Source organism: Micromonospora sp. NPDC049359, from assembly GCF_044466585.1.
GTDB lineage: Bacteria > Actinomycetota > Actinomycetes > Mycobacteriales > Micromonosporaceae > Micromonospora.
This window is the reverse complement of the sequence record NZ_JBITMW010000018.1, coordinates 100,440-124,961: the sequence shown is the minus strand read 5'-3', so window position 1 is coordinate 124,961 and position 24,522 is coordinate 100,440. Positions and strand designations below refer to the sequence as shown.

Annotated in this window: 21 protein-coding genes; 15 read left to right on the top strand and 6 right to left on the bottom strand. The window is 72.2% G+C overall.

Annotated elements, in window-relative coordinates:
• Positions 1–134: 134 nt before the first annotated feature.
• The 4 genes from ACIBTX_RS31180 to ACIBTX_RS31165 form a co-directional block, all read right to left on the bottom strand.
• The gene (locus ACIBTX_RS31180) at positions 135–1,202 is read right to left on the bottom strand and encodes an NADH:flavin oxidoreductase/NADH oxidase (RefSeq protein ID WP_357122332.1); all 1,068 of its coding nucleotides are present in this window, start codon (positions 1,200–1,202) and stop codon (positions 135–137) included.
• 66 nt (positions 1,203–1,268) lie between these two features.
• Positions 1,269–2,564 (bottom strand): dicarboxylate/amino acid:cation symporter, encoded by a 1,296-nt coding sequence (locus tag ACIBTX_RS31175; protein ID WP_357175255.1) that lies wholly within the window; start codon positions 2,562–2,564, stop codon positions 1,269–1,271.
• Positions 2,565–2,762: 198 nt separating this feature from the next.
• Entirely contained in the window at positions 2,763–3,431 is a 669-nt protein-coding gene (locus ACIBTX_RS31170; RefSeq protein ID WP_357175104.1) for a DUF998 domain-containing protein, read from the bottom strand.
• Positions 3,424–4,389: a glutathione S-transferase C-terminal domain-containing protein gene (locus ACIBTX_RS31165; RefSeq protein WP_357122338.1), complete on the bottom strand. Its 966-nt coding sequence runs from the start codon at positions 4,387–4,389 to the stop codon at positions 3,424–3,426. Before ACIBTX_RS31165 ends, ACIBTX_RS31170 begins: the two co-directional genes overlap by 8 nt.
• A 107-nt stretch (positions 4,390–4,496) precedes the next feature.
• Between ACIBTX_RS31165 and pcaF the strand changes: the two genes are divergently transcribed.
• The 6 genes from pcaF (at position 4,497) to ACIBTX_RS31135 (ending at position 10,847) form a co-directional block, all read left to right on the top strand.
• Positions 4,497–5,702, top strand: coding sequence for a 3-oxoadipyl-CoA thiolase (pcaF, locus tag ACIBTX_RS31160; RefSeq protein ID WP_357122341.1), 1,206 nt, complete (start codon positions 4,497–4,499; stop codon positions 5,700–5,702).
• Positions 5,703–5,853: 151 nt separating this feature from the next.
• A complete protein-coding gene (locus ACIBTX_RS31155) occupies positions 5,854–6,666 on the top strand; it encodes an SAM-dependent methyltransferase (RefSeq protein WP_357175110.1) in 813 nt (270 codons plus the stop codon).
• Positions 6,667–6,670: 4 nt separating this feature from the next.
• The gene (locus ACIBTX_RS31150; RefSeq protein WP_357122348.1) at positions 6,671–8,833 is read left to right on the top strand and encodes an EAL domain-containing protein; all 2,163 of its coding nucleotides are present in this window, start codon (positions 6,671–6,673) and stop codon (positions 8,831–8,833) included.
• A gap of 85 nt (positions 8,834–8,918) precedes the next feature.
• Positions 8,919–9,419 (top strand): DUF456 domain-containing protein, encoded by a 501-nt coding sequence (locus ACIBTX_RS31145; RefSeq protein ID WP_357122351.1) that lies wholly within the window; start codon positions 8,919–8,921, stop codon positions 9,417–9,419.
• 44 nt (positions 9,420–9,463) lie between these two features.
• Positions 9,464–10,096, top strand: a complete 633-nt coding sequence (locus ACIBTX_RS31140; RefSeq protein WP_357122354.1) for an MBL fold metallo-hydrolase — start codon at positions 9,464–9,466, stop codon at positions 10,094–10,096.
• A 4-nt stretch (positions 10,097–10,100) separates the two neighbouring features.
• Positions 10,101–10,847: an MBL fold metallo-hydrolase gene (locus ACIBTX_RS31135; RefSeq protein ID WP_363660841.1), complete on the top strand. Its 747-nt coding sequence runs from the start codon at positions 10,101–10,103 to the stop codon at positions 10,845–10,847.
• Between the two features lie 66 nt (positions 10,848–10,913).
• On the opposite strand, the gene ACIBTX_RS31130 is transcribed toward ACIBTX_RS31135, so the two are convergent.
• Positions 10,914–11,300 carry a hypothetical protein gene (locus ACIBTX_RS31130; protein WP_357122360.1) on the bottom strand — a complete coding sequence of 129 codons (387 nt, stop codon included), beginning with the start codon at positions 11,298–11,300 and terminating at the stop codon, positions 10,914–10,916.
• 456 nt (positions 11,301–11,756) lie between these two features.
• On the opposite strand from ACIBTX_RS31130, the gene ACIBTX_RS31125 reads away from it, so the two are divergent.
• From ACIBTX_RS31125 to ACIBTX_RS31095, 7 genes are all read left to right on the top strand, one after another.
• Complete coding sequence (locus tag ACIBTX_RS31125) at positions 11,757–13,295, top strand: amino acid permease (RefSeq protein ID WP_357175119.1); 1,539 nt, start codon at positions 11,757–11,759, stop codon at positions 13,293–13,295.
• 138 nt (positions 13,296–13,433) lie between these two features.
• Positions 13,434–14,798: a glutamine synthetase family protein gene (locus tag ACIBTX_RS31120; protein ID WP_357122366.1), complete on the top strand. Its 1,365-nt coding sequence runs from the start codon at positions 13,434–13,436 to the stop codon at positions 14,796–14,798.
• Positions 14,799–15,080: 282 nt separating this feature from the next.
• Positions 15,081–16,430, top strand: a complete 1,350-nt coding sequence (locus ACIBTX_RS31115; protein ID WP_357175258.1) for an aldehyde dehydrogenase family protein — start codon at positions 15,081–15,083, stop codon at positions 16,428–16,430.
• 5 nt (positions 16,431–16,435) lie between these two features.
• Positions 16,436–17,203, top strand: coding sequence for a 3-oxoacyl-ACP reductase (locus tag ACIBTX_RS31110; RefSeq protein WP_357122369.1), 768 nt, complete (start codon positions 16,436–16,438; stop codon positions 17,201–17,203).
• Positions 17,204–17,223: 20 nt separating this feature from the next.
• Positions 17,224–18,006, top strand: a complete 783-nt coding sequence (locus ACIBTX_RS31105; RefSeq protein WP_396833352.1) for a gamma-glutamyl-gamma-aminobutyrate hydrolase family protein — start codon at positions 17,224–17,226, stop codon at positions 18,004–18,006.
• A 47-nt stretch (positions 18,007–18,053) separates the two neighbouring features.
• Positions 18,054–18,605 carry a pyridoxamine 5'-phosphate oxidase family protein gene (locus ACIBTX_RS31100; RefSeq protein WP_357122375.1) on the top strand — a complete coding sequence of 184 codons (552 nt, stop codon included), beginning with the start codon at positions 18,054–18,056 and terminating at the stop codon, positions 18,603–18,605.
• 196 nt (positions 18,606–18,801) lie between these two features.
• On the top strand, positions 18,802–22,461 hold the full coding sequence (locus ACIBTX_RS31095; protein ID WP_357122379.1) for a SpoIIE family protein phosphatase: 3,660 nt from the start codon (positions 18,802–18,804) through the stop codon (positions 22,459–22,461).
• A gap of 17 nt (positions 22,462–22,478) precedes the next feature.
• Here ACIBTX_RS31095 and ACIBTX_RS31090 read toward each other — a convergent pair whose 3' ends face one another.
• The gene (locus ACIBTX_RS31090) at positions 22,479–22,793 is read right to left on the bottom strand and encodes an STAS domain-containing protein (RefSeq protein WP_357122383.1); all 315 of its coding nucleotides are present in this window, start codon (positions 22,791–22,793) and stop codon (positions 22,479–22,481) included.
• Positions 22,794–22,888: 95 nt separating this feature from the next.
• Between ACIBTX_RS31090 and map the strand changes: the two genes are divergently transcribed.
• Positions 22,889–23,746 (top strand): type I methionyl aminopeptidase, encoded by an 858-nt coding sequence (gene map, locus ACIBTX_RS31085; protein ID WP_357122386.1) that lies wholly within the window; start codon positions 22,889–22,891, stop codon positions 23,744–23,746.
• A 55-nt stretch (positions 23,747–23,801) separates the two neighbouring features.
• On the top strand, positions 23,802–24,515 hold the full coding sequence (locus ACIBTX_RS31080; protein WP_357122389.1) for a VIT1/CCC1 transporter family protein: 714 nt from the start codon (positions 23,802–23,804) through the stop codon (positions 24,513–24,515).
• The last annotated feature ends 7 nt before the right edge of the window (positions 24,516–24,522 follow it).

Genomic DNA, 24,522 nt, shown 5'->3' with positions numbered 1-24,522 from the left:
GGGGGGGGGGGGGGGGGGGGCGGGGGGGGGCCCGGGGGGCGGGGCGGGGCGGGGGGGGGGGCGGCCCCCCCCCGGGGGGGCGGGGGGGGGGGGGGGGGGGGGCCGCGCCCCCCCCCCCCCCCCGACGAGGCTGATCAGGCGCGGGCGTACTGGGCGGGACCGCTGTACGCGACGCCGAGCTTGCCGGCGGCGCGGCGCGGCCAGTACGGGTCGCGCAGCAGCTCCCGGCCGAGGAGCACCAGGTCGGCCTCGCCGCTGGCGATGATCTGCTCGGCGTGCTCCGGCTCGACGATCAGGCCGACCGCGCCGGTGGGTACGCCGGCCTCGCGGCGGATCTGGGCGGCCAGCGGCACCTGGTAGCCGGGGCCGAGCTGCGGGATGCGCTGCTCGGTGCTGACGCCCCCGGAGGAGGTGTCGACCAGGTCGACGCCGACGGCGGCCAGCTCCCCGGCGAGCACGACGCTGTCCTCGACGGTCCAGCCGCCCTCGACCCAGTCGGTCGCGGAGATCCGGGTGAGCACCGGCACGCTCTCGCCGACCGCGGCGCGTACCGCGCGGGCGACCTCCAGGGTGAGCCGCATCCGGCCGGCCCGGTCACCGCCGTAGGCGTCGGTGCGGTGGTTGGTCAGCGGCGACAGGAACTCGTTGAGCAGGTAACCGTGCGCGGCGTGCACCTCCACGGCCGCGAAGCCGGCGGCGAGGGCCCGCTCGGCGGCGGCGGCGAACGCGTCGATGACGCCCGCGATGCCCGCCGCGTCGAGTGCGGTCGGCGTCCGGTAGCTGGGGCTGAACGGCTCGGCGCTCGGGGCGACCGGCGTCCAGCCGCCCTCGGCGTCCGGCACCCCGCCGTTGCCCGACGCCCACGGCCGGTAGGTGGAGGCCTTGAACCCGGCGTGCGCGAGCTGAACGGCCGGCACCGCGCCGTGTGCGGCGACGAAGGCGGTCACCGGCCGCCAGGCGTCCACGTGCGCGCCGGACCACAGCCCGGTGTCCTGCGGGGAGATCCGACCCTCGGGGAGTACGGCGGTCGCCTCGGTCAGCACCAGTCCGGCCCCGCCGATCGCGCGGGTGCCGAGGTGGACGAGGTGCCAGTCGGTGGGCAGGCCGTCCGGGCCGGCCGAGTACTGGCACATGGGGGCCATGGCGATGCGGTTGGGCAGGGTGATCCCGCGCAGGGCCAGCGGTGTGAACAGGGAACTCATGTGCTCATCCTCTCGGTACGGCGACGGACCCCGCTGTCGAGGGGTCCGTCGCCGTGGAAGAACGGGTCAGGCGGGTACGGGGTTCAGCTCCGGCCGGGTGTCGGCGGCCACGGTCTCCGGCTCGGTGAGGTCACGGCGGCCGGCCGACTCGTACGCGGCCCGGTCGAGGGTGCCCTCCCGGGCGGCGACGACGGTCGGCACCAGCGCCTGCCCGGCCACGTTGGTGGCGGTGCGCATCATGTCCAGGATCGGGTCGATGGCGAGCAGCAGGCCGGCCCCGGCCAGCGGCAGGCCCAGCGTGCTCAGGGTGAGGGTGAGCATCACGATCGCGCCGGTCAGGCCGGCGGTGGCCGCCGAGCCGACCACCGAGACGAAGGCGATGAGCAGGTAGTCGGTGAGGCCGAGCTGCACGCCGAACACCTGGGCCACGAAGATCGCGGCGAGTGCCGGGTAGATCGCGGCGCAGCCGTCCATCTTCGTGGTGGCGCCGAACGGCACCGCGAACGAGGCGTACTCGCGGGGGACGCCGAGGCGCTCGACGGAGCGCTGGGTCACCGGCATGGTGCCCACCGAGGAGCGGGACACGAAGGCCAGCTCGATCGCGGGCCAGGCCCCGGCGAAGAAGCGCAGCGGGTTGAGTCGGCCGGCGAGGATCAGCACCAGCGGGTAGACCACGAACAGCACGATGGCGCAGCCGACGTAGACGGCGGTGGTGAACTTCGCCAGCGGAGCCAGCAGGTCCCAGCCGTACGAGGCGACGGCGTTGCCGATCAGGCCGAGCGTGCCGATCGGGGCGAGCCGGATGACCCACCAGAGGGCCTTCTGCACGATCTCCAGCAGCGAGCGGTTCAGCGCCACGAACGGCTCGGCGGCCTCACCGACGAGCAGGGCAGCAGCGCCGATGACGACGGCGAGGAAGACGATCTGCAGGACGTTGCCCTCGACGAACGCGCCGACCGGGTTGGTGGGCACGATGCCGGTGAGGAAGTCCGTCCACGAGCCGGTCTTCTTCGGTGCGGCCGCGCCGCCCAGGTCGAGGGTCACGCCCCGGCCCGGGTCGACGAGCAGGCCGAGGCCGAGGCCGATGCTCACCGAGATCAGCGCGGTGATGCCGAACCACATGAGGGTCTTGAGGGCGAGCCGGGCGGCGTTGGCCACGCCGCGCAGGCTGACCACGCTGACCACGATGGCGGTGAAGACCAGCGGCGGTACGGCCAGCTTGAGGAGCTGGACGAAGAGGGAGCCGATGGTGTGCAGGGTGCTGGTCAGCCAGCTCACGTCGTTGGCGCGGGCCAGGAAGCCGAGCGCCACGCCGAGGACGAGGCCGAGCAGGATCTGTACGGAGAAGGGGATTTTGCGCAGGCCGAAGGGCATGGGATGTCCAAGTGAGGTGGTCTGGTCGGGGTAGGCGAGTGAAGGACGGCTACGCCGGACAGATGCCGCTGGCCTGCAGTCGGAGATCGACATACAGGCGGACGGTAAGGCCCCAGACATTGGTCATCGTTGGTCGACGATACGCCGATAAGTTCGATCTGCAAGGTGTGATGCGCGTGACGCTCCTTACAGGCTTCGGTGTCGGCAAGTCAGGGCCAGGGCCGTGCCGGTGGCCACGCCCCACAGCACGGCCAACGCCAGAACCACCCGTTCCACCACGCCGACCAGCGAGCCCCGGCCGACCACGAGCATGGCCAGGCCGATCGTGGCGCACAGCGGCAGGGCGAGCGCCGCCGTCACCGCCGCCAGCCGGCGTACCACCGGTCCGGCCGGCCCGGACACCGCCAACGCCACCATGGCGAGGACCACCGCCGCCGTCGCCGCGATGCTCGCGCCGCCGTGCACCAGATCGGCCACCGTGGTCCGCTCGAACGGCGGTAGCGGGCACCCGGCGGAGCAGGTCACCGCCCCGGAGACCGCCGTGAGCACCGCGCCGCTGGCGAGCAGCGCCGGCGCGACCCGGACCCCGGGCGGCAGCGCCGCGGCGATCAGCAGCAACGCGCCGGCAAGAGCCAGAACCCCGATCCGGTACGTCACGGCGTGCGCGCTGCCGGCGATACCGGCCTCGCTCACGTACCCGGTGAAGCCCGGACCGGGACCGGCGACCACCGCGACCGTCACCGCGACCGCCCCGGCCACCGCGCAGCCGGCGGCGGCCGACCCGGCGACCCGGCGGGCCCGGCCCCCGTGGCCGCGAGGCGTCGTGGCGGTGCCGGCCCGACCCGGCTCAGCCACGTCCGTGCGGCGTCGTCCAGCCGGACTCGTCGGGCCCCAACGGCACGATGCCGGTCGGGTTGATCTCCCGGTGGGTGCCGTAGTAGTGCCGCTTGATGTGGTCGAAGTCCACCGTCTCGCCGAAACCCGGCGTCTGGAACAGGTCCCGGGCGTACGCCCAGAGCACCGGCATCTCGGTCAGCTTGTTCCGGTTGCACTTGAAGTGCCCGTGGTACGCCGCGTCGAAGCGGACCAGCGTGGTGAACAGCCGTACGTCCGCCTCGGTGATCGCGTCCCCCATCAGGTAGCGCTGCCCGGCCAGCCGCTCGGAGAGCGCGTCCAGCCGGGCGAACAGCGCCCGGAACGCCTCGTCGTACGCCTCCTGGGAGGTCGCGAAGCCGCACCGGTAGACGCCGTTGTTGACGTCGGTGTGGATCCCGGCCATCAGCGCGTCCATCTCGGGGCGCAGCGCGACCGGGTACAGATCCGGGGCGTCGGGGGCGTGCAGTGACCGCCACTCGGTGGAGAAGTCGAGGGTGAGCTGCGGGTAGTCATTGGTGACCACCCGGCCGGTCAGGGTGTCGACGAGCGCCGGCACGGTCACCCGGCCGGTGTAGTCCTCGTCGGTGGCCAGGTACGCCTCGGAGAGGAAGCGGACGCCGAGGACCGGATCGAAGCCGTCCGGGTCGAGCGCGAACGCCCAACCCCGCTCGTCCCGGATCGGGTCGACGGTGCCCAGCGAGATCGCGTCGTCCAGCCCGAGCAGGCCACGCACGATCCTCGCCCGGTGCGCCCACGGGCACGCGCGGCACCAGACGAGCCGGTACCGGCCGGCCTCCAACGGCCAGCGGTCCTGCTCGTCCGGACCGCCGCCCGGGGGCGAGGTCGAGTCGGCGGTGACCCGACCGGTGAACCGGTTGGGCTGACGGACGAACGCGCCGCCACGGCTGGTCTCTGCGCTGAACTGGGCCCGGGCCATGCCGTCAACCTATCCGTTGCCGGCGTGGATATCCTGGCGGCCGGCAGCCCCCCGCGATCCGGTGGGCCTGCCCCACCCCCGCCGTCTGCACCCCTGAAGGACTCGCGATGACCGTGGCATACCTGGTGGCCGGTGTCCGTACCCCGATCGGCCGGTACGCGGGCGCGCTGGCCGGCGTCCGCCCCGACGACCTGGCCGCCCACGTGATCCGCGAGTTGGTCGCCCGGCACCCGTCGGTGGACTGGGCCCGCGTCGACGACGTCGTACTCGGTTGCGCCAACCAGGCCGGCGAGGACAACCGCAACGTGGCCCGGATGGCGGCGCTGCTCGCCGGGCTGCCCGAGGAGGTGCCGGGCAGCACGGTCAACCGGCTCTGCGGCTCCGGTCTGGACGCCCTCGCCACCGCCGCCCGCTCCATCGTGGCGGGGGAGGCCGAGCTGGTGATCGCGGGCGGGGTGGAGAGCATGAGCCGCGCGCCCTTCGTCGTGCCGAAGGCGACCTCGGCGTACTCCCGCTCCGCCGAGATGTACGACACCACCCTGGGCTGGCGGCTGGTCAACCCGCTGATGCGCGACGGCTGGGGGATCGACTCGATGCCCGAGACGGCCGAGAACGTGGCCGCCGAGTACGGCGTCGACCGCGCCGAGCAGGACGCCTTCGCGTACCGCTCGCAGCAGCGCGCCGCCAAGGCGCAGGCCGACGGCCGGTTCGCCGAGGAGATCGTCCCGGTGTCCGTTCCCGCCGGTCGTCGGGAGACCCGACTGGTCGAGGTCGACGAGCACCCGCGCGAGACGTCGCTGGAGAAGCTGGCCGCGCTGCCCACCCCGTTCCGCGACGGCGGCACGGTGACCGCCGGCAACTCGTCGGGCGTCAACGACGGCGCGGTGGCCCTGCTGGTGGCCGGCGAGGCCGCGGTGCGGCGGTACGGCCTCACCCCGCTGGCCCGCGTCGTCGGCGCGGCGACGGCGGGCGTGCCGCCCCGGATCATGGGGATCGGCCCGGTGCCGGCCACCCGCAAACTGCTCGACCGGACCGGCGTCGACCTGGCGGCGGTGGACGTCGTCGAGCTGAACGAGGCGTTCGCCGCGCAGTCCGTGGCGGTGCTGCGCGAACTGGGACTGCCCGTGGACGCCGAGCACGTGAACCCCAACGGGGGCGCGATCGCGCTCGGGCACCCGCTGGGCGCGAGCGGTGCGCGGCTGGCGCTCACCGCCGCACTGGAGCTGCGCCGCCGGGGCGGCCGTCGGGCGCTCGCCACCATGTGCATCGGTGTCGGTCAGGGCATCTCGCTGCTGCTGGAATCCGCCGCCTGAGTGCCGAAAGTTACGTGAGGGGATCTCCCGTACGCGGTGGCCGGCGGCCTAGAGTGGTCCACACCACACGACCCGCGGGGTCGGCCGGCGGCCGCGTACGCCCGTCGACGCCGGTGCCTCGCGCTGCGGCGACGAACTGGGGGGCACACCGATGCCGGACGCACTGCCGACCGAGATTGACCTGACCAGGCCGAGCGCGGCCCGGGTGTACGACTACTTCCTGGGCGGGGCGCACAACTTCGAGATCGACCGGCAGTTGGCCGAGCAGATCGCCAGCATGACCCCGAACCTCGCGGCCACCATGCGCTCCGGCCGCGATTTCCTGCGCCGCGCCGTCCGGGCGCTGCTCGACGCCGGTATCGACCAGTTCCTCGACATCGGCTCCGGCATCCCGACCGTGGGCAACGTGCACGAGGTGGCTCAGGCGGCCAACCCGAAGGCCCGGGTGGTCTATGTCGACATCGACCCGGTGGCGGTCGCGCACAGCCGGGAACTGCTCGCGGGCAACGACCTGACCGGAGTGATCCACGCCGATCTGCGCGAGCCGGAGCGGATTCTCGCCGAGACCCGACAGCTCGGGTTGATCGACTTCGAGCGTCCCATGGGCATCCTGCTGGCCGGGGTGGTGCACTTCGTTCCGGACGCCGACCGTCCCGACGAGATCCTGGCGACCCTGCGGGCCGCCGCCGCGCCGGGCAGCTTCCTGGTCGTCTCGCACTCCACCTTCGAGGACCAGCCGCAGGAGATGCTGGACGCCCAGCGCCTCTCCTCCCGAACCGACACCGAGATCACCCTGCGCTCCCGCGCGCAGGTCACCGGCTTCTTCGGCGACTGGACGGTGCTCGAACCGGGCGTCGTGCACATGCCACTGTGGCGCCCCGACTCGCCCGAGGACGTCGACGAGCACCCCGAGCGGTTCGGCGCCTTCGGCGGCGTCGCCCGGTACGACCAGCCCGCCGGCTGACCCCATGGCCGCCGTCCCGGACCCCACCGGGGTCGACGTCGGCCGGACCGGTGTCGAGGCGTACGCCGCTGACTGGGCCCGTGTCGTACGCCGCATCGGTTTCGTGCCGCACAGCGCGGCCGAGACCGAGCGGCTGCTGCTGCTGCACACCGTCCGGCTGGCGGAGATCGTGCGAGCCGAGCCGTTCAGCGCCCGTCCCGCCGAGGAGGTGGGGCGGGCCCTGGTGGAGGCGCACCTGACCGAGCCCCGGGCGTTGGAGTGGTCGCTGCGCGCGCTCGGTGACGACTTCCCCGCCCGGGTGCTGGCGGCCGACGGTCGACCCGCCGATCTGGGCGACCGGATCGCGGCGACGCAGGGCGCGCTGGCGGCCGGGTTCGCCCGCGCCCTGCGCGACCGCACCTTCGCCCAGCAGGAGCGCATCGCCCGTTCGGCGTGGCAGGCTCGGGATGAGGTCGAGCAGGCGTTGCGCGACAGCGAGGCGCGGTTCCGGGCGGTCTTCACGGGCGCCGCCATCGGTATCGGCATCGCCGGGGTGGACGGGCAGATCATCGACGTCAACACGGCCTTCGCCGAGATGCTCGGCTACTCGATCGAGGAGCTGCGCCGGATCAACGTGGCGACGCTGTTCCACGCCGACGACGCCGCCGGCATGTGGGAGCTGTACCAGGAGCTGATCGAGGGCAAGCAGGACTCGGCCCGGGTCCAGAAGCGCTACTACCGCAAGGACGGCAGCGTCGTCTGGACGGATCTGGCCGTCTCGCTGATCCGGTACGACGACGGCCGGCCACGGTTCACCGTCGCGATGATCGAGGACATCACCGAGCGGTACGAGCTCCAACAGCGGCTGCGCTTCCAGGCGCTGCACGATCCGCTCACCGGGCTCCCCAACCGGACGTTGTTCTTCGAGACGTTGGGCCGGGTCTTCGACACCGCCGCCCCCGGCCAACGGGTCGGGGTGTGCTTCCTCGACCTGGACGGCTTCAAGACCATCAACGACAGCCTCGGCCACGACCTCGGCGACCGGCTGTTGGTGACGATCGGCCGGCGGCTCGCCGAGTGTGTGGCCGACCGGGGTCACCTGGTCGCCCGGATGGGCGGCGACGAGTTCGTCATCCTGGTCGACGGCGGCGGTGACGTCGAGGACGCGGTGGCCGTGGCGGAGGCCGCGCTGGCCGCCGTCGCCGCGCCCGTACACGTCGGCGACCAGCAGTTGGCGGTCTCCGCCAGCGTCGGGATCGTGGACTGCCCGGCCGCGGAGACCACCGCCTCGGAGCTGATGAAAGCCGCCGACACGACGCTCTACTGGGCAAAGGCGGCCGGGCGGGGTCGGTGGGCGGTGTACGACCCGGAGCGCAGTGCCCGTGACCACGCCCGGTCGGCGCTGGTCGCCGGACTGCCCGCCGCGCTGGACCGGGGTGAGTTCGTCCTGCACTACCAGCCGATCGTGTCGCTGCTGGAGGGCACCATGCTCGCCGTGGAGGCGCTGGTCCGCTGGGAACACCCGGAGCTTGGTCTCATCGGCCCGGATCACTTCATCGGCCTCGCCGAGGAGACCGGTCTGATCGTCCGGCTCGGCGAGTGGGTGCTGCGGCGGGCCTGCCGCGACGCCGAACGGTGGTGGCGGGAGTTCCCCGAGGCGCGGGTCGTGGTCAGCGTCAACCTGGCCGCCCGGCAGGCCGACGACCCGGCGATCGTCGCGACGGTGGCCGACGCGCTCGCCACCAGCGGTCTCCCGGCGGAGCTGCTGCAACTGGAACTGACCGAGAGCGCCGTCATGGGCAGCGCGGGCGAGCCGCTGCGCAGCCTGCACCGGCTCGCGGCGCTGGGCGTCCGACTCGCGGTCGACGACTTCGGCACCGGCTACTCCAACCTCGCGTACCTGCGGCGGCTGCCGATCCACTGTCTGAAGCTGGCCGGCCCGTTCGTCGAGGGCATCCGCGCCGACGGTACGGACGAGGCGGCGGACCACCGCGACGAGCGGATCGTCGACGCGTTGGTCAGGTTGGCGCACGCGTTGGAGCTGTGGGTCACGGCCGAGGCGGTGGAGACCGGCGTGCAGGCGGAGCGGCTACGGGCCCTGCGCTGCGACACCGGGCAGGGGCGGTACTTCGGCGCTCCGGTGCCCGCGCAGGACATCACGGCCCGGCTCCGGCAGGCTACGGCGTGAGGCACGCGGGCTGGCCGGCGACGGACGGCGACGGCGTGAGCGGCGGGCCGGTCCGGTCCGCGTGGTGCCGACGGAAGGCGACGGCGTGAGCCTGAACGACTCGCAGACGGTGGTGACCGTGGTGGCCGCGCTGGCCATCGTGGCCGGGCTGGCGGGTGTGGTGGTGCCCGGCCTGCCGGCGCTCCCGCTGTGCTGGGGCGGGGTGCTGGTCTGGGCGATCTTCGGCGGGGCCGGCCCCGCGGGTTGGGCGGTGTTCGCCGCCGCCACGCTCGTCGCGGTCGGCGGCATGGTCGTGAAGTATCTCTGGCCGGGGCGGAACCTCAAGCGGACCGGTGTGCCGACGTCGTCCCTGCTGGCCGGGGGCGCGCTCGGGCTGGTGGGGTTCTTCGTGATCCCCGTGGTCGGCCTGCTGCTGGGTTTCGTCGTCGGGGTGTGGGCGGCGGAGCGGCTGCGGCTGGGCAGCAACCGGCTCGCCTGGCCGTCCACCGTGCAGGCCCTCAAGGCGGTCGGCCTGTCCATGCTGGTGGAGTTCCTGGCCGGCCTGACCATCGGCGCCCTCTGGGTCGGCGGCCTCCTGCTGACCTGATCCACCGGGCTTCGACGCGTTCCGTTGAGCCGTAGGGTGAGGGCGTGCGACTGGTCAAGTTCACGCATGCCTGTGTCCGCCTTGAGGACGACGAGCGCCGACTGCTGATCGATCCCGGCGTCTGGACCGAGCCGGAGGCCTTCGACGGGGTCACCGACATCCTGGTGACTCACGAGCACGACGACCACTTCGATCTTGAGCGGGTCGCCGAGGTGTCAGCCTCTCGTCCGGTGCGGCTCTTCGCGCCGGAGCCGGTTCGAGAACTCGCCGTGCGGGGCGGATTGGCGGAGGCGGTCACCGTGGTCACGGCGGGTGCGGAGTTTCGTGCCGGCGGCTTCCGGGTGGCGGCGGTCGGCGGTGAGCACGCGGAGATCTACGACGGACTGCCGGGCTGCGTGAACCTCGGCTATGTGGTCGAGGGCGTCTACCACCCCGGCGACTCGTACTTCGTACCTCACCAGCGGGTGACGACGCTTCTCGTGCCAGCCGCAGGCCCTTGGGGCAGGCACCGCGAGGCCATCGACATGACGCGGGCGATCGCCCCGGAGCGGGCGTTTCCCATCCACGATCGGGCACTGTCGGCGGACGTCGGCTATGAGAACTTCGACGGCTGGATGGAGTACAAGGGCGCAACCGAATACCGGCGGATCCCCGTCGGCGACAGCGCGACCCTGTGATCGCGTGCGCATCGTGGTGCTCGGCGGTCTCGGCGCCTGGCCCTCGGCCGACCAGGGCTGTGCCGGCTTCCTGGTCGAGCGCCAGGGTTTCCGGCTGCTGATCGATCCCGGCTACGCGACCCTGCAATCGCTGCTGACCCGGCTGCCCGCCTCGGCGGTCGACGCCGTGTACGTCAGCCACGGCCACCCCGACCACTGCGCCGACCTGCAGCCACTGCTGCGGGCCAGGGCGTTGGCCGACCGACCCGCCCCGGCGCTGCCGGTGTACGCGCCCACCGGCAGCCTCGATGCGCTGCTCGCGATCGACGATGCGGGGCTCGTCGACACGGCGTACGAGCTGCACGAGTTCACCCCCGGCGACACCTTCGACATCGGTCCGTTCACCCTGCGGACCTGGTCGTTGCCGCACTGGGTGCCCAACGCGGGAGCCCGCATCACCGCCGGCGGGACGGCGCTGGCGTACACCGGGGATACCGGCCCGAGCCCGATGCTGGCCGAGCTGGCCCGCGACGCCGACCTGCTGATCGCCGACGCGACGTACGTCGACGAGATCCCGGACCGGCAGGTCGGATTCCTGTCGAGCGCAGCCGAGGTGGGCCGTCACGCCAGTACGGCACGCGCCAGAGCGGTCCTGTTGACCCACCTGTGGCCCGGCACGGACCCGGAGGCGGCGATCGCCGCGACGCGGCAGGCGTACGCGGGACCGGTCGCCGTGGCCCGACCGGGCGTGGTGCTCGATCTGCCCGGCTGACGTCCGGGCCCGGCGGGACAGGGGGTGCCCGGTCAGCCGACCGGGCACCCCTCAGGGGCGTAGGCCCTAGTAGTCCTGGTAGGCGGTATACCGGCGGCTGCCCGTCGTGCCGTCCTGCACCCACACGGTCACCCGGACGGTATCGCTCAGCTTCGGCGTGGGATAGGCGTGGTTGCCCTCGTCGCAGGTGTCGTTGAAGCCGTCGGCGTCCTCGGCGGTCGCGATGACCTTGCCCGTGGTGAGGTTCCGCATCTCCGCCCGCGCACGGTAGCCGTCCTTCTTGTCGTCGCAGACCGACAGCTCCCAGGCGTTGTAGACCTCCAGGTACGCCGTCGCGGAGTCGTTCGTGGTCTCCACGGCGATCTCGTAGAGGGCGGCGGTCCGCGCGGCAGCGGTGCCCGCCTGGGCCGCCGTCGCGCCGACGGGCAACAGCATGAGCGTGGCCAGAGCCATGGTTGAGATCCTTCGCAGCACTGTTCGTCCTCCCGGTCGTGTGCCGGCCGGAATCAGGTCGGCCGGATGACTCCACGATGGGGAGGCCGGATCAACCGGGGCAACGGTGGACGGCGTTCGGGACGGATCCGAACAGCCCTGCCGGGGCCGGGCGCGGCGGCGCGGGGCACCTTCGTCGGATACGGCGGGAGGCCGTACGCGAGAGAGAGGCGGCGCCCCGCGCCACCGTGTGCCGGACGTTGCCGAGCGCCCGGCGGAGCCCGTCGCGATCGGGCCTGGTCACGGGTAACAGCATGCGGTCGTCAAGCGTGCGGTGGCAACGGGATTAGCGGGACGGTACCCGCGACGTATTGACCGCCCCTGATCATCGGGACGACACTTTGCGCACTCGTTGACGGAACCACCTCAGGGAGGTGCGCAGTGGCCACGACGCCCGTTCCGACCGCAGAGCAACCGATGGATGACGACGCCCGGCGTCTCGCCGAACTCGGCTACAAGCAGGAACTGCGCCGCAAGTGGAGCGGCTTCTCCAACTTCGCCATCTCGTTCTCGATCATCTCGATCCTGGCCGGCTGCTTCACCACGTTCGGCCAGGCGTGGAACAACGGCGGACCGGTCGCCATCTCCTGGGGTTGGCCGCTGATCTCACTGTTCATCCTGATCATCGGCTTCTGCATGGCCGAGCTGGTGTCGGCGTACCCGACGGCGGGCGGCATCTACTGGTGGGCGGCGACCATGGGTCGCCCGGCGCACGGCTGGTTCACCGGCTGGTTGAACCTGATCGGCCTGGTCGCCGTCACCGCGTCGGTCGACTACGGCTGCGCGACCTTCCTCAACCTCACCCTGTCGGCGCTCTTCGACGGCTGGGCCGGGACGCTGCGGCAGGCGTTCATCCTGTTCGTGATCATCCTGGCGCTGCACGGCCTCATCAACATCTACGGGCACCGGATCATCGACGTACTCCAGAACGTCTCGGTCTGGTGGCACGTGGCCGGCGCCGCCGTCGTGGTGGCCATCCTGGTGTTCGTCCCCGACAACCACCAGAGCTTCCAGTTCGTGTTCACCGAGCGGTTCAACAACTCGGGCTTCGGTGACGGTGACACCGGCGGCCTGACCTTCTGGTTCTACGTGCTGCCGCTGGGCTTCCTGCTCACCCAGTACACGATCACGGGCTTCGACGCCTGCGCGCACGTGTCCGAGGAGACCCGGGGCGCGTCCCAGGCCGCCGCCAAGGGGCTCTGGCAGTCGATCTTCTACTCGGCGGTCGGCGGCTGGATCCTGCTGCTGGCCTTCCTGTTCGCGGCCACCGACGTCGAGGCGGTCAACGCCGCCGGCGGCTTCTCCGGCGCCATCTTCGAGTCCGCGCTGACCCCGGTCTTCTTCAAGGTCGTCATCATCATCTCCACCATCGGGCAGTTCTTCTGCGGCATGAGCTGCGTGACGTCGATGAGTCGCATGGCGTACGCGTTCAGCCGTGACCGGGCCGTGCCGGGCTGGCGGCTCTGGTCGAAGGTCGACCGCAACGGCACCCCGGTCAACGCGATCATCGGCGCCACGGTCGCCGGCCTGGTGCTCACCCTGCCGGCGCTCTACGAGAGCTCGGCCGGTATCCCGATCGCCTTCTACGCGGTGGTCTCCGTCGCGGTGCTCGGCCTCTACCTGTCCTTCCTCATCCCGATCGCGCTGCGGCTGCGCATGGGCGACCGATTCGTGCCCGGTCCGTGGACGCTGGGACGCAAGTACAAGCTGTTCGGCTGGGTCGCGGTCATCGAGATCGCGGTCATCGCCGTGTACTTCGTGCTGCCGATCGTGCCCGCCGGGGTGCCCGGCGACGACGAGTTCACCTGGTCCGCGGTGAACTACGCGCCGCTGGCCGTCGGCGGGGTGCTGCTGGTGGTGGCCGTCTGGTGGTACGCCTCGGCCCGGAAGTGGTTCACCGGCCCGGTCCGTACCGTCGAGGAGCGGTCCGCGCGTACGCCCGCCGAAGGCTCCTGACCCCCCTGCGGTGTAAGGAAGGGCCCCTTGTTCAACAAAATCCGATAACAAGGGGCCCTTCCTTGCATCCGGGGCGGTGCGCGGGGGCATTGACGGTGATCCGGTTTGCCAGTAGACCTTGGTGATGGAGGCCCGCTCATGAGGAATGCGCCGCTCACGCTGGAACAACTGCGGGTCGCCGTCGACGATGGCGAGATCGACACCGTGGTGCTGGCCCTGGTCGACATGCAGGGCCGGTTGCAGGGCAAGCGGTTCCACGCGCCCTTCTTCCTCGACCAGGTCGTCGAGGGCGGCAGCGAGGGCTGCAACTACCTGCTGGCGGTGGACGTCGACATGAACACCGTCGACGGGTACGCGATGTCGAGCTGGGAGCGCGGCTACGGCGACTTCGCCATGGTGCCGGACTTCGCCACCCTGCGCCGGGTGCCCTGGCAGCCGGGCTCGGCGATGCTGCTGGCCGACCTCGCCTGGCTGGACGGCTCCGGTGACGTGGTCGCCTCGCCCCGGCAGATTCTGCGCAAGCAACTGGACCGACTGGCTGAGCACGGGCTGACCGCGTACGCCGGCACCGAGCTGGAGTTCGTGCTGTTCCGCGACTCGTACGAGGACGCCTGGCGGCGCGGCTACCGCGACCTCACCCCGGCAAACCAGTACAACGTGGACTATTCCCTGCTCGGGACCGCCCGGGTGGAGCCGCTGCTGCGTCGGATCCGTACCGAGATGGCCGCCGCCGGGCTCACCCCGGAGAGCGCCAAGGGCGAGTGCAACCTCGGCCAGCACGAGATCGCCTTCCGGTACGACGAGGCGGTGGCCTGCGCCGACCACCACGTCATCTACAAGAACGGCGCGAAGGAGATCGCCGCCCAGGAGGGCATGTCGATCACCTTCATGGCCAAGCCGAACGAGCGGGAGGGCAACTCCTGCCACATCCACTTCTCGCTCCGGGACTCGTCCGGCTCGTCGGCCATGCTCGGTGACGGGCCGGCGCACCTGAGCGAGACCGGGCAGCGGGTGCTTGCCGGGTTGCTCGCCACCATGCGGGAGTTCAGCCTGCTCTTCGCGCCGAACATCAACTCGTACAAGCGCTACCAGCCGGGCTCGTTCGCCCCGACGGCGCTTCGCTGGGGTGTCGACAACCGCACCTGCGCGCTGCGGGTGGTCGGGCACGGGCAGGGCATGCGGGTGGAGAACCGGGTGCCCGGCGCCGACGTCAACCCGTACCTGGCGATCGCCGGGCTGGTCGCGGGCGCGTTGCACGGCATCGAGCAGGGGCTGGAGCTGGGCGCGGAGTGCGCCGGCAACGCGTACGACGACCCGGACGCCGAGCGCGTCCCCAGCACGTTGCGCGACGCCCTGACCCTGTGGGAGGCGTCCGAGGTGGCCCGCGAGGCGTTCGGCGACGAGGTGGTGGCCCACTACGCCAACCAGGCAAAGGTGGAGCTGAAGGCCTTCGACGCGGCGGTAACGGACTGGGAGCTGACCCGTGGCTTCGAACGCCTCTAGGGCCTGTTTCATAAGAACTGGCCGGCCTGCGGCGGGCCCGGACGACGACCGGCGGCGTTGCGGTGTCGTCCGGATACAACACCGGTATCCGGACGACACCGCGCCTTGCCGGATCGCCGCCCGGACTCCGCCTCGGCTCGACCGCCCTTATGAAACAGGCCCTAGGGCCTGCCTCCGCCGCGATCTTGCACTTTCTGTCGTTGGTTTGGGGCGACTCGCGGCTTATGTCGGCACAGAAAGTGCAAGATCGCGCGGATTGGGTGAGGGGTGGGACGCGTGAGCGTGCTTGTTGATCCGGCTTCCGGGGTGGGGTTTCGGGAGGTTACCGGGGCCTCGGTGGGGGAGGTGGATGCTGCCATCTCGCGGGCCGCGACGGCGTTCGAGACGTGGCGGGAGGTGGCGCCGGGGGATCGGGGGCGGCTGTTGCGGCGGTTCGCCGCCGTCGTCGACGCGCACCTGGACGAGCTGGCCCGGTTGGAGGTGCGCAACTCCGGGCACACCATCGGCAACGCCCGCTGGGAGGCCGGCAACGTCCGCGACGTGCTGGACTACTACGCCGGTGCGCCGGAGCGGTTGACCGGCCGGCAGATCCCCGTACCCGGTGGCCTCGACGTCACCTTCCACGAACCGCTCGGCGTGGTTGGCGTGATCGTGCCGTGGAACTTCCCGATGCCCATCGCCGCCTGGGGGTTCGCCCCGGCCCTCGCCGCCGGCAACACGGTGGTGCTCAAACCCGCCGAGCTGACCCCGCTCACCGCGCTGCGCCTGGCCGAGCTGGCCCGCGAGGCCGGCCTGCCCGAGGACGTGTTCACCGTGCTGCCCGGCGAGGGCGCGGTGGTGGGGGAGCGGTTCGTCAGCCACCCGGCCGTTCGCAAGATCTGCTTCACCGGCTCCACCGAGGTCGGCACGCGCATCATGGCCGGCTGCGCCGCCCAGGTGAAGCGGCTCACGCTGGAGTTGGGCGGCAAGAGCGCCAACATCGTGTTCGCCGACGCCGACCTGGAGACCGCCGCCGCGACCGCGCCCGGCGCGGTCTTCGACAACGCCGGCCAGGACTGCTGCGCACGGTCGCGGATCCTGGTCCAACGACCGGTGTACGACAGGTTCCTGGAACTGCTCGAACCAGCGGTACGCGCCGTCCGGGTCGAGGACCCGTCCCGCGACACCGCCGAGATGGGCCCGCTGATCTCGGCGGCCCAGCGGGACCGCGTCGCCGGTTACGTGACCGGCGCGAAGGTCGCCTTCACCGGCTCCTGCCCCGACGGCGCCGGCTTCTGGCACGCGCCGACCGTGCTGCTGGCCGATTCGCCCGCCGACCGGCACTGGCGGGAGGAGATCTTCGGGCCGGTGGTCTCGGTGCTGCCGTTCGACGACGAGGCCGACGCGGTGCGGCTCGCCAACGACACCGAGTACGGCCTCTCCGGCTCGATCTGGACCCGGGACATCGGGCGCGCGCTGCGGATGGCGCGGGCGGTCGACTCGGGCAACCTCAGCGTCAACTCGCACTCCTCGGTGCGCTACTGGACCCCGTTCGGCGGGATGAAGCGCTCCGGACTCGGCCGTGAGCTGGGCCCGGACGCGCTGCACTCCTTCACCGACGTCAAGAACGTGTTCATCGCGACGAAGGAGTGAGGCCAGTGCAGGGTCGGTTGCAGGACCGGGTGGCCGTGGTCACCGGAGCGGGCAGCGGCATCGGGTTGGCCACCGTCCGGCGGTTCGCCGCCGAGGGGGCGCGGGTGGTCTGCGTCGACATCGACGCGGCGGCGGGCGAGAAGGCCGCGCAGGAGTGCGGCGGCGAGTTCGTCCGCGCCGACGTCGCCGACGAGGCGGCGGTACGTGACCTGTTCGACGGGGTGGCCGACCGGCACGGTCGGGTGGACATCGCGTTCAACAACGCCGGCATCTCCCCGCCGGACGACGACTCCATCCTGGACACCGGCCTGGACGCGTGGGAGCGGGTGCTGCGGGTCAACACCACGAGCGTCTACCTGTGTTGCAAGTACGCGATTCCGCACATGCGGCGGCAGGGCAAGGGGTCGATCATCAACACGGCCTCGTTCGTCGCGTTGATGGGAGCGGCGACGTCGCAGATCGCGTACACCGCGAGCAAGGGCGGCGTGCTGGCGATGACCCGCGAGTTGGGCGTGCAGTTCGCCCGCGAGGGCATCCGGGTCAACGCGCTCTGCCCCGGCCCGGTGGCCACCCCGCTGCTGCTGGAGCTGTTCGCCGCCGACCCGGAGCGGGCCGCCCGCCGGCTGGTGCACGTGCCGATGGGTCGGTTCGGTGAGCCGGCGGAGATCGCCGCCGCGGTGGCCTTCCTGGCCAGCGACGACGCCTCGTTCATGACCGCCGCGCAGTTCGTGGTCGACGGCGGTATCACCGGCGCGTACGTCACTCCGCTATGAGCGCGAGGAGTGAGCCGGGTTTGCGAGCCCCGCAGTCGCGAACACCAGCGGCTCCGCGGCGGCCCCTGATCGGGATCAGCGCGTACGTCGAGCCCGTCGACTGGGCCGTCTGGCGTGGTGTGCGGGCGGTCCTGGTGCCCGAGGCGTACGTGCGGGCGGTGACCGCCGCCGGTGGCCGGGCGGTGGTGCTGCCCCCGGACGACGTCGACGCCGACGTGCTGGCGGTCCTCGACGGGCTGCTGCTGGCCGGGGGCGCCGACGTGGGCCCGGGGCGGTACGGCCAGCAGCCGCACCCGCGGACCGAGGACCGGCCGGACCGGGACGCCGGTGAGTTGACCCTGCTGGCGGCTGCCCTCGCCGCCGACCTGCCCGTGCTCGGGGTCTGCCGGGGGATGCAGCTGCTCGCCGTCGCCTACGGCGGCACCCTGCACCAGCACCTGCCGGACGTGCTCGGCTCCGAGGCGCACCGGCCGGCGCCGGGCGTCTACGGCGCCCATCCGGTGCGGTTCGCGCCGGGCAGCCTCGCGGCGCGGACCCTGGCCGGGGTTCAGCAGGTCAACTCGTACCACCATCAGGCGGTCGCCACCGCGGGCCGGCTCACGGTGACCGGCTGGGCGGCCGACGGCGTGATCGAGGCGGTGGAGGATCCGGCCCGTGCGTTCGTGCTGGGCGTGCAGTGGCATCCGGAGAACGAGCCGGACCCACGCCCGATCACCGCGCTGGTCCGGGCCGCCCGGGGCACCGGCCCGCCGGTGAGCGACCACGACGAGGGGGTACGCGTGGCCGGATCACCGGTGCTGTGACGCAGGTCGCCCCCGTCGCATGGGTCGGGCGGTGGGAGGATCAGCGTATGGGCAAGGTCTATCCGGAGATCGACGGTCGTCTGCGGGAGTTCATCGCGGCCCAGCAGGTCTTCTTCGTGGCTACCGCGCCGTCCGGTCCCGAGGGGCATGTCAATGTCTCACCGAAGGGCATGACGGGCACCTTCGTGGTCCTCGGCCCGCACCGGGTGGCCTACCTCGACTATCACGGCAGCGGGGCGGAGACCATCGCCCACCTGCGGGACAACGGCCGCATCACGCTGATGTTCTGCGCCTTCGACGGGCCGCCGAAGATCGTGCGCCTGCACGGCAGGGGCCACACCGTGGCGGTGACCGAGGCGGGCTTCGCCGACCGTCTCGCCGAGTTTCCCGCTCCACCGGACGTGCACGCCGTACGGGCCGTCATCACCGTCGACGTGCAGCGGGTCAGCGACTCCTGCGGCTACGCGGTGCCGCTGATGGACTACCGCGCGGAACGCGACCTGTTACTCACCTCACACTCCCGTCGCACGGCCGATGATCTGGTGACCTACCGCGCCACCAAGAACGCCGCGAGCATCGACGGATTGCCGGTCTTCTGAGTGCTCAGGACACGTGTGCGCCCCCGTCGGTGCGCCGCGTCCGCCCCCGTGCCGTCGGGTCGGCGACCACCGGAGTGCACGTAACCAGCGTCCGCGGGTCGTCATGCGTTACGTTGCTGGTCCGCCGGGGTACAAGTCGGAGCACGGCGCGTGGAGATCAACGGCTGAGGGGTACGGCCGAAGCGGGGGAGGCTGCATGAGCTCGGCCCAGGGGGGCGCGGACGCGGGGCGTTCCTTCGCGGACGGCCACGAGATCCCCCCGCTGTTGGCCGCCGCCTTCGCGAACGGCGGTGAGCTGGGCGAACGGCTCCGCGCCCTCGACTGGTCCACCGCGCCGCTGGGCGGGCCGTCCCGCTGGCCGGTGGCCCTGGCCAGCGCCGTCGGCATGATGCTCTCCTCCAGCGCGCAGATCGTCATGTTCTGGGGCGACGACCAGCTCGCCTTCTACAACGACGCGTACCGGCCGACCATCGGCAGCAAGCATCCGCACGTGCTCGGTCAGCCGGCCCGACACCACTGGGCCGAGACGTGGGACGTCCTCGGCCCGCTGCTCGAAGGCGTCCGCAGCACCGGGCTCTCCTACCGGGGCGCCGACCACCCCTTCCTGCTGGACCGCTCCGGCTTCGTCGAGCAGACCTACTTCGACGTCTCGTACGACCCGATCCGCGGCGCCGACGGCTCGGTCAGCGGCGTGTACTGCATCGTCAACGAGACCACCGGCCGGGTGGTCGGTGAACGCCGACTGCGGGCGTTGTCCGAACTGGGCGCCGAGCTGGCCGACGTGAACAGCGCCGGCGAGCTGGGCCGGACCGCCGCCGACGTGCTCGGCCGGCACTCCGCCGACGTACCCTTCGCGCTCATCTACCTCGCCGACGACACCGGTGAGTTCCGGCTCACCGGGGCCAGCGGCGTCGATCCGGCGGCGGTCGACGCTCCACCGGCGACGTTCGCCGAACTGGTCGCCGAGGGCGCCTCCGCCACCGTGCGGGTGCGCGACCTGGTCGCGCGGCGACCGGCCGACGCCTCCGACGTGGCGCTCGTGCTGCCCGTGAAGGCGACCAACGAGACCGTCGGCGCGCTGGTCGTCGGCGTGGCCCGCCTGCTGCCGCTCGGCGACGAGTACCGCGACTTCCTCGACCTGGTGGCCGCGCAGGTCTCCCGGGCGGTCGGCACCCAGCGGGCGTACGAGCAGGAGCGCGCCCGAGCCGCCGAGCTGGCCGCGCTGGACCGGGCGAAGACCAACTTCTTCGCCAACGTCAGTCACGAGTTCCGCACCCCGTTGACGCTGGTGCTCGGCCCGCTGGAGGACATGCTGGCCGACCCGGAACTGCCCGCCGCCTACACCGACCGACTCGTCGTGATGCACCGCAACGCGATGCGGCTGCTCAAGTTGGTCAACACCGTGCTCGACTTCTCCCGGTTGGAATCCGGCCGGCTCGCGGCCCACTACCAACCCACCGACCTGGCCGACTACACCGCCCGACTGGCCAGCACCTTCCGCTCGGCCACCGAACGCGCCGGCCTGCGGCTGGTCGTGGACTGCCCGCCGCTGCCCGCGCCGGTCTTCGTCGACCGGGACATGTGGGAGAAGATCGTCCTCAACCTGGTGTCGAACGCCGTGAAGTTCACCTTGGACGGCGAGATCCGCGTGCGGGTCCGGGCCGACGGCGATCTCGCCCGGCTGGATGTCGTCGACACCGGCGTCGGGATCGTCCCGGACGAACTGCCGCACGTCTTCGAGCGTTTCCACCGGGTGCCCGGCGCGCGCGCCCGTACCCATGAGGGCACCGGTATCGGGCTGGCGCTGGTCCGCGAGCTGGTCGAGATGCACGGCGGTACGGTCGGCCTGACCAGCCAGGTCGACGAGGGCAGCACCTTCACGGTGACCGTCCCGTTCGGGTCCGATCACCTGCCCGCCGACCGGGTGGTCGCGTTCGCCCCCCTGCCGACGGGCGAGCCCGAGCAGGCCCGGCTCTTCGTGGCGGAGACCGCCCTGTGGGCCGCCGAGGACGGCACCGGTGAGGCCGGCCAGCAGCCGACCGCACTCGCCCCGAGCGGCCGGATCCTGGTCGTCGACGACAACGCCGACCTGCGTGAGCACGTCACCCGGTTGCTCTCGCCGACCTGGGAGGTGGTCACCGCCAGCGACGGTCGGGCGGCCTTGACGCTGGCCCGCGAGGGCGGGTTCGACCTGGTGCTCAGCGACGTGATGATGCCCCGGTTGGACGGGTTCGGTCTGGTCGGCGCGCTGCGCGCGGACCCCCGTACCCGTGATGTGCCGATCGTGCTGCTCTCCGCCCGCGCCGGCTCCGCGGAGGCGGTCGCCGGCCTCGCCGCCGGCGCCGACGACTACCTGACCAAGCCGTTCTCCGGGCAGGAGCTGATCGCCCGGGTCCGGGCCAACGTCGAGCTGGGTCAGCTACGCCGCCAGATCATCCGTCGTCTGCGGGCGCTGGCCGACGCGGCGGTGGCGGTCAACACAGCCCGGTCCACCGCCGACGTGCTCCAGGTCGCCGCCCGGCACGCGCTCAGCCTCGCCGAGGCGGCCCGGGTCGTGGTCAGCGCGGCCGGCTCCCGGTTCGAGGCCGACGCTGGCGGTGAAACGGCCGCCGATCCGACCTTCGTGGCCCCGCTCACCGGGACCAGCCGCGAACAGCTCGGCGAGCTGCGGGTCTGGCGGGCCGCCGACGACGACGCGCAGGCCGACGAGGCCGCGCTCACCCAACTGGCCCGGCTGGTCGGCGTCCGACTCGAGAACGCCCAGCTCTACGAGGCCGAACACCACATCGCCACCACGTTGCAGCACAGCCTGCTGCCGAGGACGCTGCCCCAGCTGCCGGGCGCGGTCGTCGCGAGCCGCTACCTGCCGGGCAGTGCCGACGTCGAGGTCGGTGGGGACTGGTATGACGCGCTCGCGCTCGACGCGGACAACCTCGTGCTGGTCATCGGCGACGTGGTCGGCAAGGGCGTCCAGGCCGCCGCGGCCATGGGCCAGCTGCGCAACGCGCTGCGGGCGTACCTGCTGGAGGGCTTCGACCCGGGCGAGTCGCTGACCCGGCTCAACCGGCTGGTCGTGTCCACCGAGGAGTCGTCGTTCGCGACGGTGGTCTGCCTGCTGTTCAGCCCCCGCACCGGTCGCCTGCGCTACGCCAGCGCCGGTCACCCGTCCCCCCTGCTGATCCGAGGAGACGACGTGGCGTTCCTGCACGACCGTGCGCTCGGCCCGCCGGTCGGCGCCATCCCCGGCACCACCTACCGGACCGTTGAGGGTGAGCTGCCCGCGGGCAGCCGACTGCTGCTCTACACCGACGGGCTGATCGAGGACCGTCACCTCGGCATCGACGCCGCGCTGGCACAGTTGCGGGTCGACGCGGCCGCGCCGGGCCACCATGTGGCGGATCTGGTCGACACGGTCGTCGAGCGGGTGACCGGGCGACCACGTCGCGACGACGTGGCGGTGCTCGCCGTGGAGGCGGCGGAGCTGAACCGGTTCGCGTTGCGACTGCCGGCCGACCCGACCCGACTGAGCGTGCTCCGCAAGCGCCTGGAGGACTTCCTCGTCGCGCACAACGTCGGCGAGACGGACCTGTTCGACCTGACCGTGGCGGTCTCGGAGGCCGCCGCGAACGCCATCGAACACCCCGTCCAGCCCGCCGAGGCGGTGATCACCGTGGAGGTGGCCATCGAGGACCGGACGGTGATCGCCACCGTGCGTGACACCGGCCAGTGGCGGGAGTCCACCGACTCCGGCTTCCGGGGGCGCGGACTGTCGCTGATCAAGGCGTTGGGTGACCTGATGGTGCGGCGTACCGACGGGGGGACCGAGGTGACGCTGCGCCGGCAGTTGCAGGGCTGACGGGGCGCGGCCGGGTCTCAGACCGGATCGAGCCAGGGCTGATCGCCCAGCCCGGAGATCTCCAGCACGCGGCGTACCTGCCGGGACGGCAACACGGTGAGCGTGCCGGAGAACCGCTGGGCGAGCCGGACCACCGCGTGGATGGCCGCCGAGTCGAAGAAGGTCACCGCCCGCAGGTCGAGGGTGAGCCGGCTGGCGGGCTCGCGTAGGGCGGTCTGCGCCATCGTGTCGGCCGTCGCCATGTCGACCTCGCCGGTCACCACCACGTGGAGGTGCTCTCCGTCGATCTCCGCGCGGGCGGAGAAGACGGGTGGTGCTCCCCCTTGATCCACGCAGACACGATGGCACAGCCGACCAGGCAGGGCAACAACCGGTACCGACCGGCCGTGGCACGGGTCACGGCGTCAGCGACGATAGGCTGGGGGGCATGACCGTCCGTGCGCCGCTGACCCCCGGCACGCTGTCCCCGACGCGACCGGTGCCCGCCCACATTCCCCGCCCGGAGTACGTGGGTAAGAAGGCGCCGCAGCAGTGGCGCGGCTCGCACGTGCAGACGCCGGAGACCATCGAGAAGATGCGGATCGCCAGCCGCCTCGCCGCCCAGGCGACGCAGCTCGCCGGCGAGCACTGCAAGCCCGGCGTCACCACCGACGAGATCGACCGCGTGGTGCACGAGTTCCTCTGCGACCACGACGCGTACCCGTCGACGCTCGGCTACCGGGGCTACCCCAAGTCCTGCTGCACCAGCCTCAACGAGGTCATCTGCCACGGCATCCCGGACTCCACGGTCCTGGCCGACGGCGACATCATCAACGTCGACGTGACCGCGTTCATCGGCGGTGTGCACGGCGACACGGATGCCACCTTCTGCGTCGGCGAGGTCGACGAGGAGGCGCGGCTCCTCGTCGAGCGCACCCACGAGGCGATGATGCGCGGCATCCGCGCGGTCGCGCCGGGTCGCCAGATCAACGTGGTGGGCCGCGTCATCGAGTCGTACGCCAAGCGGTTCGGCTACGGCGTGGTCCGCGACTTCACCGGCCACGGGATCGGCGAGACCTTCCACAGCGGCCTCTACGTGCCGCACTACGACAGCCCCCGGCCGACGGACGTCATGGAGCCGGGAATGACCTTCACCATCGAGCCGATGATCACCCTCGGCACCTACCAGTACGACATGTGGGACGACGGGTGGACCGTGGTCACCAAGGACCGCAGGTGGACCGCGCAGTTCGAGCACACCATCGTCGTCACCGACGACGGCCACGAGATCCTGACCCTGCCGTGAGCGCGAGGAACGCGGCGAAGCGGAGTCCCGCAGTCGCGAACGAAGGGCAGACGCCGTGACCGAGACCCCCGCCGCCCTGCGCGAGGCGCACCACGCGGACGTCTCCGGTGGCTGGCTGCGCCCGGCGGTCTTCGGCGCGATGGACGGCCTGGTGACCAACATCGCCCTCATCGCCGGCGTCGGCGGCGGTGGCGTCTCGCCGCACAGCATCGTGCTGACCGGCACCGCCGGCCTGGTGGCCGGCGCGATCTCAATGGGGCTCGGCGAGTACACCAGCGTGCGCTCGGCCAACGAACAGGTCGCCGCCGAGGTCGCCAAGGAGCGGCGCGAGCTGGAACGGCACCCCGAGGCGGAGGCGCGCGAGCTGGCCGACGCCTGGGTGGCCCGGGGCCTGCCCCGCGACCTCGCCATGCAGGTCGCCGAGGCGGTACGGCGCGACCCGGAGGAGGCGCTGCGGGTACACGTCCGCGAGGAGTTGGGCGTCGACCCCGACGATCAGCCGAGCCCGTGGGCGGCGGCGATCTCCTCGTTCGTGTTCTTCTCGCTGGGGGCGCTGGTCCCCCTGCTGCCGTACCTGTTGGGCGCCACCGACCTCTGGCTGGCGCTCGCCGTCGGCGGGCTCGGGCTGTTCGCCGCCGGCGCGGTGGTGGCCCGGTTCACCAACCGACCCTGGTGGACCAGCGGCCTGCGTCAACTCGTACTGGGCGCCGCGGCGGCCGGGGCCACCTACCTGGTCGGTTCGCTGATCGGGGTGCAGGGCGGGCTGTGACGCCCGG

Excerpts from the sequence above, each read along its gene's own strand:
- map (WP_357122386.1), top strand. The coding sequence starts at position 22,889 with ATGACCGTCCGTGCGCCGCTGACCCCCGGCACGCTGTCCCCGACGCGA.
- pcaF (WP_357122341.1), top strand. The coding sequence starts at position 4,497 with ATGACCGTGGCATACCTGGTGGCCGGTGTCCGTACCCCGATCGGCCGG.
- ACIBTX_RS31100 (WP_357122375.1), top strand. The coding sequence starts at position 18,054 with ATGGGCAAGGTCTATCCGGAGATCGACGGTCGTCTGCGGGAGTTCATC.
- ACIBTX_RS31120 (WP_357122366.1), top strand. The coding sequence starts at position 13,434 with ATGAGGAATGCGCCGCTCACGCTGGAACAACTGCGGGTCGCCGTCGAC.
- ACIBTX_RS31130 (WP_357122360.1), bottom strand. The coding sequence starts at position 11,300 with ATGGCTCTGGCCACGCTCATGCTGTTGCCCGTCGGCGCGACGGCGGCC.
- ACIBTX_RS31125 (WP_357175119.1), top strand. The coding sequence starts at position 11,757 with ATGGATGACGACGCCCGGCGTCTCGCCGAACTCGGCTACAAGCAGGAA.
- ACIBTX_RS31095 (WP_357122379.1), top strand. The coding sequence starts at position 18,802 with ATGAGCTCGGCCCAGGGGGGCGCGGACGCGGGGCGTTCCTTCGCGGAC.
- ACIBTX_RS31180 (WP_357122332.1), bottom strand. The coding sequence starts at position 1,202 with ATGAGTTCCCTGTTCACACCGCTGGCCCTGCGCGGGATCACCCTGCCC.
- ACIBTX_RS31155 (WP_357175110.1), top strand. The coding sequence starts at position 5,854 with ATGCCGGACGCACTGCCGACCGAGATTGACCTGACCAGGCCGAGCGCG.
- ACIBTX_RS31150 (WP_357122348.1), top strand. The coding sequence starts at position 6,671 with ATGGCCGCCGTCCCGGACCCCACCGGGGTCGACGTCGGCCGGACCGGT.
- ACIBTX_RS31165 (WP_357122338.1), bottom strand. The coding sequence starts at position 4,389 with ATGGCCCGGGCCCAGTTCAGCGCAGAGACCAGCCGTGGCGGCGCGTTC.